The organism is Tropicimonas sp. IMCC6043 (genome assembly GCF_004146235.1).
In the GTDB taxonomy this organism is placed as follows: Bacteria; Pseudomonadota; Alphaproteobacteria; order Rhodobacterales; family Rhodobacteraceae; genus Tropicimonas.
The window spans coordinates 1-9,126 of sequence record NZ_SELO01000034.1 but is presented as its reverse complement, the minus strand read 5'-3'; the positions used below and the strand labels follow the sequence as shown (position 1 = coordinate 9,126).

Below are 9,126 nucleotides of genomic sequence, written 5' to 3'. Positions count from 1 at the left end.
ACGTCCTTCCCGAATCTCCTGGAGTGATCTTAAGAACCGGTGACGGGTCTGCCCGGAAAACCAGCGTCGCGTATTTGGCGTCGCGTCAACTCGGGTAGCGTTCTTGAAAAAAGACGTTGCACCGAACGGAAAAGCCATTCTCGCCCCCCAAAAATTTTGTTTTTTTGTATACGAATCCGGCCTGCCTTCTAGCGGCAGCGAAAAGGTCGACCAGCTACAAAAAAACGCGCTACATTTCCGGCCAATGGCCGGGTCCTTCCATGACCTTACGACAAGTTGCCAAAATCTCCTATACTGTGAAACAAATCTCATGCCGTTCGTTGGCTACGGCAATTCTGCTTCATCGTGCCGTTCAGGACTCGTCGACGAAGGCGAGTTCGCAGCGGTGCCCGGCCGGCAGCCGGCCCTCCGGATTGGGCAGTTCGAGCCGCACCACGAAGGTGCCGCTGGCAGCGTCGAAAACCCGGTCCACGACTGTTACCACAGCGTCGAAACTGCCGGAGAGCGGCGGCGCCGGGGTGATCAAGGCGCGGTCGCCGACCTTCACGCGGCCGAACATCTCCACTGGCACGAATCCCTCTACGCTCAACGGGTCGAGCCGTACGATTCGCAGCACGTAATCATCTTGGCCGACGAACTCGCCGCCGGTCAGCGCGCGCTCGGAGACGATGCCGGAGATCGGCGCGTGGATCTCGCGCAGCCCCAGCGCGGCGCGGGCGCGCACCAGCTCCTTGATCGCGATGTCGCGGTTGAGCTCGGCCTGCACCAGCAGGCTCTGGGCCGAGATCCGCTCCGCCTCGACCAGGTCCAGCGCCTCCTCGGTCGCCACGCCACGCTCGCGCAGCGCGCTGATGCGGTCATGGCGCCGCTCGATCATTGCCAGCTGCTCCCGTTGGGCGTCGATCACTGAGGTGGAATTGGCGCGAAGTTCCAGCAATTCGACAGTGCTCTCTTCCACCGAGGAATTGAGCCGCGCGACCAGTTGGCCCGCCTCGACCTCGTCGCCGCGCTGCACCAGCACCTCTTCGAGCAAACCAGTGACCGGCGAGCCAAGGTCGACGCTCTCCGAGGGATCCATCAGGCAATCGATCACCGATTGCGCGCGCGCCGTGCAGGGCGCCAGAAGCGCAAGCACCATGATCGTCCGGAGAGAGAGGGCAAAGGGAGCGGTCATTCCAGTCCTCCGGTAAAGGAAAGCAAAGTGTTGAGACGGCGGTCCTGGTAGACGAGGTCCTTGCGGGCGCGGGCATGGGCACGCTCGGTCCGGCGCTGCGCTCGGTCGAAGAGCCGGAGCCTGAGCCCGTAGGTGCCCCATGGAAACCGCGCCAGCCGCCGCCGGAGCGGCGATCGCAATAGGTCGATGAGCGGGTCGTCGAGCGACAGGATCGCCTCGACCGAGCCCGGCTCGCCCCGCCGCCCGGCGCGGCCGGCGAGCTGACGGTCGATCCGCCCCGCGTCGTGCCGCTCGGTGAGGATGACATGCAGCCCGCCTGCCTCGGCCACGCCGGGGGCCAGAGCGATGTCGACGCCGCGGCCCGCCATGTTGGTGGCCACCGTCACCCGCCCCCGCTCCCCCGCCTGAGCGATCACCGTCGCCTCCTCGGTGTCATTTTCAGCGTTCAGCACCTGGTGCTCGATCCCGGCCGCCGTCAGCGCCTCGCTGGCAGTGAGCGAGGCCGCGACCGACCGCGTACCGATCAGCACCGGACGCCCCTTTGCCAGCTCGCGCGCGGCGCTGCGTGCCACCTGTGCCCATTTGTCCTCGGCGTGCGACCGCACCTTTGAGCGCCAGAAGCGAAGCCGCGACGGCCGGTTCGGCGGGATACGCGCTACCCGGAGCCCATAGACCGACCAGAGTTCGCCGCGCACCTCCCGCGCCGTGCCGGTCATACCGGCGAGCATCCGGTAGCGGCGGAAAAAGCGCTGGTAGGTTATCCGCGCCATCGACAGATTCTGCCCCGTCACCTCCACGCCTTCCTTGGCCTCGATGAGTTGATGCAACCCGTCCGACCAGGAGCGGTCCGGCTGCAGGCGGCCGGTATATTCATCGACGATCTGCACCTTGCCATCGTGGATCAGGTAGTGGTCGCCGAGCTTGAAGATGTAGAGTGCGGAGAGCGCCTGGTGGATCACCTCCTCGCGCCGGATCGGACTGGCCCAGAGGCCGTCGAGCCGGGCGGTGCAGCGCGCCAGCGTCTCGCGCCCCTGGTCGGTCAGCCGCACCCGCCGTTCCTCGCCCAAAATCTTGTAGTCCACATCCGCCCGCAGGTTGCGCGCCAGGTCGAGCGCCTGCGAGGCCCAGACCGCCTCATCCTCAGGGTTGGACTGGCGGGAGATGATCAGCGGCGTGCGCGCCTCGTCGACCAGCACCGAATCCGCCTCGTCGACGATGGCGAAATGCAGCCCGCGCATCACCAGCCGCGCTTCCAGGTCCCGGTCCCCGGTCAGCCGCCGCAGCCGCCGCCGTAAGTCGTTGTGCCGGCCGCCGAAGACCAGCCGGTCGCGCAGGTAGTCGAAGGCGATCTCAGTGTTGGAGGCATAGCAGATGTCGGCATCATAGGCCGCCCGCCGTTCCGCCGGCTCCATCCCCTCCTCCACCACCGCCACGGTGAGCCCGAGGGCGCGGTAGACCGGCATCAGCGTCTCGCAGTCGCGCCGCGCAAGATAGCCATTCACAGTGACGATGTGGACTGGAATACCGGCCATCGCCGCCGTCGCCGCCGCCAACGCGGCGGTGATCGTCTTGCCTTCGCCAGTGTCCATCTCGGCAAGCTCGCCGCGGATCATCGCCAACCCGCCGAGGATCTGGACATCGTGATGCCGGAGGCCCAGCTCGCGGCGGCTGACCTCGCGCACCAGTGCGAAGCCGCGGCGGATATTGGCGGCTGTCAGCCCATGACGGCGCAGCGCGACCCGGGTCTCCCGAATCTGGCCCTCGAGCGCAGCGTCGTGCAGCCGCTCGAGACCGCGCCCGGCGCGGGCAATGCGCCGGAGCGTCACCCCGACAGCGGCCGGGCGGAGCGCCTGCGACGCTCCGCCGAGCCAGCCGGAGACCGCGCTCTCGACGCGGTACAGCCAGCCCTCCTCCCGGTCCTGCCTCTCCGGATAGAATTCCAGGCGCAGCGGCCGGAAGGCCGCTTCCGCAATCTGGTCCATCGGACCGCGCCCCTAGACCTCGGCCGCCTCGGGGCTCGCCTCTCCCGACTCGGCATCGTCGCCCGTATCGGCCGCGGCGGCCGAGGCCTCCGGCGCGCTATCGGCAAGCCGCTTCACCATGTCGTTGAAGTGGCGCAGGGAGTGAAGATGCAAGTAGGTGCATTCCAGCTCGTCGGTGTCGAACATCTGCCGCAAGGCATCGGTCTCGATCGCCTTCAGCTTTTCCCGGTCGACCACGAAGAAGCCGGAGACCGACCGCTCCTCGCCGCCGGCGATGCGGAACTGCGCCTGCATCGGCTGCAACAGGTCGAGATTCTTCAGGCGTTTGCAATAAGCTTGGGTGCGGGCGAACTGCCCTTGGTATTCCTGTAGGAAGCGCAGCAGGTTCTGAAGGTATTGCGTCCGCTCGCCCCCGGCGTCGAACAGCCGTTCGCCATGGCCGTCGCGGTTGCAGCCCTCGAAGGTCTCGTCGATATGCAGGATCAGCTGCTTGCCTTCGTCAGCGGCCGAGAAGACGAAGGGATAGCGGCGCACGAAGGCCGGGATGTAGCTTCCGGTCCAGCGCCCGTCGGCATCCACGAAAAGGTTCTCGTTCGCCCGCGCGCCGAGGATCACCGCCGGCATCACCGCAGTGTCGTCGCCGGCGAAGACGATCGGATAGGCAGCGGCAGCGGCGGAGAATTCCACCGCCGTCAGCGGCACCGAGTTGACCTTGCGCGCGAAACCGTAGGTTCCGCCAGTCCGCACCGAGAGGTCGCCGTGATCGCGGAACGTGACCGGAGCGGCCTTTTCGTAGAACAGCAGTTGGGTTGCCATAGTTCGTTTCCTTCCCTCTTGAAAATTTGAGTGTCGTGTTCACGCCCCCGACCGCCGGCCGTTGGCGAAGTATTTCAGGAACACCTGGCTCGCGCCACGGTAAAGACGCTCGGCGAGCGGGCTTTCACTGTGCGAAAACCGCACCAGGACCCGGTCGCCATAGGTCTCCACATCCACCGGCTCCTCGAGCCGGAGGTCGAGCTGGTAGAACCCGTTGAGCGCGCGCGGCTGCCCCTCGGGGCTTGCCGGGTCGAGCGCGATACGCCCGCCGCCGGCGGTCGAGAGCGCCAAGCTCGGCAACTCGCGGGTGAGCGTAGGAAAGACCCGGTCGACCCGCGTTCGCCAGACCCGCTCCGGGCGGGCGACGAAGCGCAGCTCGATGTCCCGCGTGTCGGCGCGCACAAGGTCAGCCCGGGTTTCCGGCACCGCCACATGCACCAGCGGGTCGGTGAAGTCAGCCACCACTGCGATCCGCTGGCCGCGCTGTGCGAAGCTTCCTTTCAGGTCGACCGCCGCCGGCAGGATCACGATGCCGTCCTTCCGCGCCGTCAGAGTCAGTTCGGCGATCCGGGCCTCCGTCAGTTCCAAGTCGGCGCGCGCCGCGGCAAGTTCTTCCTCCAGTATCTTCGCTGCGGTCCGGTCGAAGTGAATCTCGGCCGCCAGCCGCCGTTCGATCTCGATGACCCGCGCCGCGAGGAGCGCCCGGCGGGCCTCGATCAGCGGATCCTCCAGCCGCGCGATCGGCGCGCCCGCCGCCACCCGCTCGCCCGGCGACACGATCAACTCGGCGACCACCCCTTCGGAGGCGGCGTTGACCCACGCCTCGGCGTCTGGCTGCACGATCCCCTCGACCACGGTGGAATAGGGCAGCGGCACCATCATCAGCAGGGCCAGGATGCCGCCCAGTATGCCGCCGGTCACCGCAAAGGCCCGGCCGCGGTGACGCCGGAGCATCGGGCTTGTGAACAGGAACCAGACCATCTTGAGCACTGGGAGCAGCAGCATCAGGAACACTGCCCAGATCGCCAGGATCACGCCGATCACGAAGAATCGCGACACCACCAGGGTGACGATCGAGAAGGTGATGGTCAGCCGGTACAGAAAAGCGGCGACGGCGTAGAAAACGAACCAGCGCGACTCGCCCGGCGCGTTGGCCGGGTTCTCGACCCAGGTCATCCCGAAGCCGTGACGCTGCACCAAATAGGCAATGTAGCGGTTCGCTCTCTGGCCGAGATTGGGTATCTCGAGGATGTCGCAGAGCACGTAATAGCCATCGAAACGCAAGAGCGGGTTGCCGTTGAAGAGCAGTGTCGAGACCCCGCCGATCAGCATGACGTTGAAAGCGAAGGCGCGCACGATGCCCTCTTCCGCATTCGCCCAGACGATCATCGCCAGCGCCGCGAGGAAGATCTCCACCAGTATCCCCGCCGCACCGACCAGCGCGCGGCGCCACTTCTCCCGGAAGGCGATGGAATCGGAGGCGTCGACATAGGGCACCGGCATGAAGACGAGTAACATGATCCCAATCTCGTGGACCGAGCCGCCCCATCGCTTGAGCGTCCAGGCGTGGCCAAGCTCGTGCAGCGCCTTGACCGCCGGGTAGGCGATAAGGATCAGCACCAGGTTCTCGGTGGCCAGCACCCGGTCGACGACGTTCTCGGTCAGCGGCCCCCAGTTGAGCGCCACCAGCACGACGCCATAGATCACCACTGAAAAATAGAAGAGCACGCCAGACCACGAGAAGAGCGGCCGCACCAGAGGCATCGTCGCCTCGAGGAAATCGTCGGGGTCGAGCAGCGGCATCCGCAGTGCCAACGGGTTCAACACCGAGCGAAGCACCTTCTGGCGGCGGATCCGCCGGCCGCGGTCGGAGAGTTCGGCGATGTCGGGCGGCACGTCGCCCTGGAGCACGTCGGCGCTGTAGAGTTGGCCAACCAGCCGCACCAGCTCCTCCTGTGTCACAGCGTCGATCCGCAGATGCGTGCAGGCGTCCTCCCAGATCTCCTCCAGCGTCCGTGTCCCGTCCATCATCGCGATGAGCCGATAGGCATCCGGCGTGAAGCGGTGGAAGCGCCCGGAGGCCCGGTCCTGAAGCACGTACCAGAGCTCGCCACGGTAGCGGTGGCGATAGATGCGCGCATGCCCTCGGAGGCGTGGGCGAAAACCCGACACGCGATACCACGAGCCGCTCGACCAGGACCGGTTCGTCATCTCCACCACACCCCGATCATGGCGCCCATTTCCACGCGGTGAGCCGGAGCCAGTCAACAAGATCGTCGGTAAGGCTGACGATCAGTAGCCGCAAGCCAATCTCGGTTCGTGCGACCCCCTCCATGCCGGGGCGCAGCTTGTCGCTGCCCTCGAGCAGCGCCGCCTCGACCCGGAAGAAGTTCCGCCCGTCCGCCTGCTGCGCCAGCGGCGTCACCCGTTGGACCCGGTAGGCGAGCGGCACTTCCGGAAACGCCGAGACCCGGAGCGTCCCTTCCTGGCCAGGCGCGATTTCCGGGATGTCGCGCTCATCGATCTCGAGGACAACCCGGAAACTGGACAGCGGGGCGACACGGAACAGCGTCTCCCCGCGTTCGATTGAGGCGCCCACGCGCTGGCTAAGGTCGCCCTCGACAATGTAACCCGCAAAGGGAGCACGGATGCGGGTGCGGGCAAGCTGCTCGTCCACCAGCGCCAGCTGCGCCTCGTTCTGGTCGAGCTGGGCGCGGATGATGTTGGCCTGCGCCCGCTCGCGGTTGGCGATCGCCCGGTCGAGCTCGCTGGTTCGCTGCTGCCGCTCGGTGATCAGCCGCAGCCGCTCCAGTGACAGGTCCTTCTGGTCGAGAACGGCGACGATCTGGTCCGCGGCCACCACGTCGCCGGCGCGCACGTTCTGCCCCGCCAGGTAGCCGTTGAAGGGGGCGACGACCGAGCGCTGCACCGTCCCCTCCAGCCGCGCCGGAGAGGAGACGTCATAATTCGCTTGTGCGTAATAGAAGAAGGCGACAACACCGGCCAGCGCCACCGTTGAAAGCTTGGCGCCGAAATGCGACGGGCCCAGCAGCCGGGCGAGCTGCCGCCCGACCGATTCAACAATTTTCACCGGCAGCAGCCGGTCGTTGGCGCGCTTCTCGTCCAGCACCGGCCCGGCGACACAGGCCACTGCATCGCAGACTTCCACGTCGGCGGCCGAGAACCGGTCGCCCTGCGGCCGTTCGAAACAGAGCGCGCCGACGATCTCGTCGCGCGCCTGCAGCGGAATGGTCAGAACAGCGCCCACCGCGTGGCTGCGCGCCAGCTCGTCATGGGCACGGGTGACGCGGAACTCCCAGTCCGCCGGCGCCGGCCAGAGAACGACCGCCCGCTGGTCCGCCGCCTCGTCCATGGCAAGCGCAATCTCCCGGATCAGGTTCGACCGCCTCGCGAAAGAGGAGGCGCTGGACACCGAGCGGACGCGCATACCGCCGCGTTTCAGAAACCCGACGCTCACTGTCTCGCAGTCGAGCCGTCGGGCGAGATCTGTCACGAGCGCGTTGCAGGCATCGTCGAAATCGGAATGCTCCAGCACCGTTGCCAGCATGTCGAAGGCTACGGAGACCCGCTCGCGCAGCTCGCCATCCTGCAGTTCCTGCTCCCGTCGCAGAAGCAACTCCACCCAGGCCGAGCCCCAGTGCAGCCGGCGGAAGAGCTCCGGCGTCGGAACGGTATTCTCGCCGACGAAGACCACGACCGCCCCGAAGAGCTGCTCGAAAACCTCCAGCGGCCAGGCCAAGCTCCGCCCCGCGCCGCCCTCGCCGAGCACCACGCCGCTGCGGCGGGACAGTGCCTGTTCGCCGGCCTCGAGGAGCTCCGGCGCGGGGGCCTGGCCGATAGGCCAAGACGCCACCGGCGAGAACGGCCCTTGGTCCGGCGCCTCCCCAACCAGCATGACGCCTGTGGACCCGTCCGGCATCTGCCGCATCAGGAGAGCGAACCAGCTCTCGAGGAAATCCTCCGAGGTAGCGGCCTGCTGGAACCGAGACCAGAGAGATTGGTCCAGCATTGCATAGCTGACCGGCGCCTCCCCGGTTCGCGAGGCATCCTCATCAGTCCTTTTTACAATCTGCGACATCAATCTGGGCTCGCGCTAACGTAGAAAACTATCTGCGCCAGAAAACGGCAAACGGGAAATTCCCCCGACCTTAGCACCCTATCCAGCTTTCGCACCGAGTTTTTTTGATTTCTCATCTCCCCGGCTCAGATAGGCTGTACAGGAGACGACCAACATTCGCCTCGCCGGGCACGGATGCGGAAGAAGACCATGGTCTCTCCCCCGCGGGGCGCGTTTGGGACCGCAAGACGCGAACTTGCGACCTACGGCAAAGATGACATCCGGACAGATGAAGCGGTCGTTCGGTGGTGCTGCCAGACCAATTCGAACCGGTCTGGCCAAGGGCAGGATGGCTATCCCATATGCCGCGCAGAGACCGCGCCACTCGGCGAGAGCAGCGGCGCGGTTCTTCTTGAAGTTGGCTCTGGAGTAGAAGCTGCGCTCCGAGTTGAAATGGTTGAAGACCGAGGCGTGAACGGCGGCGAACATCTGCAGACTCCGCATCCGCCGGAAGCGTTGCATCGCCCGCTCCCGTCGTCGGAAAGGCAGGTGCGAGTTTTCTGCTCTGTTGTTGAGACAGCGGCCAGTTTCCTGCCGGTCCGCCGCGCCGACCTCCCGTGACGCGGCACCGTACGACCGAAGCTTGTCCGTGACGAAAATGTGCGGCCGACCGTATCGCTTCATTGTTTTCTTGAGGAATTTCAATGCCGCCTTCTTATCCCGCGTCTTTGTCACGAAGCTTTCGAGGACCTCGCCCTCCTGATCGACGGCCCGCCACAAGTAGTGCTGCTCGCCGTTGATCTTCACGCACATTTCGTCGAGGTGCCATTGCCACTGCGGACCGGAACGCAGCCGCTCGGCTTGTTTCTTGCGGATCTCCGAGGCAAACATCGGGCCAAACCGGTTCCACCAAAACCGGACGGCTTCATGGCTGATGTCGATGCCGCGCTCGTGCAGCAGGTCTTCAACGTTCCGCAACGAAAGGGGAAACCGGACATACATCATCACCGCGAGGCGGATGACTTCCCGGCTGGTCTTGAAATACTTGAACGGGTCGCGTTTCGTCATCCGAAGAC

The 9,126-nt window shown here is 65.9% G+C and carries 5 protein-coding genes and 1 pseudogene; all 6 read right to left on the bottom strand.

Annotation, left to right across the window (positions count from 1 at the left end; genetic code table 11):
• Positions 1-352: 352 nt before the first annotated feature.
• Positions 353-1,174: an efflux RND transporter periplasmic adaptor subunit gene (locus EU800_RS20600; RefSeq protein ID WP_129635284.1), complete on the bottom strand. Its 822-nt coding sequence runs from the start codon at positions 1,172-1,174 to the stop codon at positions 353-355.
• Entirely contained in the window at positions 1,171-3,156 is a 1,986-nt protein-coding gene (locus tag EU800_RS20595) for a prepilin peptidase (protein WP_129635282.1), read from the bottom strand. Before EU800_RS20595 ends, EU800_RS20600 begins: the two co-directional genes overlap by 4 nt.
• Positions 3,157-3,168: 12 nt before the next feature.
• Complete coding sequence (locus EU800_RS20590; protein WP_129635280.1) at positions 3,169-3,972, bottom strand: SapC family protein; 804 nt, start codon at positions 3,970-3,972, stop codon at positions 3,169-3,171.
• 39 nt (positions 3,973-4,011) lie between these two features.
• The gene (locus EU800_RS20585; protein WP_129635278.1) at positions 4,012-6,183 is read right to left on the bottom strand and encodes an efflux RND transporter periplasmic adaptor subunit; all 2,172 of its coding nucleotides are present in this window, start codon (positions 6,181-6,183) and stop codon (positions 4,012-4,014) included.
• Positions 6,184-6,199: 16 nt separating this feature from the next.
• Positions 6,200-8,002: an HlyD family efflux transporter periplasmic adaptor subunit gene (locus EU800_RS20580; RefSeq protein ID WP_165354774.1), complete on the bottom strand. Its 1,803-nt coding sequence runs from the start codon at positions 8,000-8,002 to the stop codon at positions 6,200-6,202.
• Between the two features lie 411 nt (positions 8,003-8,413).
• Positions 8,414-9,118 (bottom strand): annotated as a pseudogene (locus EU800_RS20575) (IS6 family transposase); the annotation flags it as partial.
• Between the last annotated feature and the right edge of the window lie 8 nt (positions 9,119-9,126).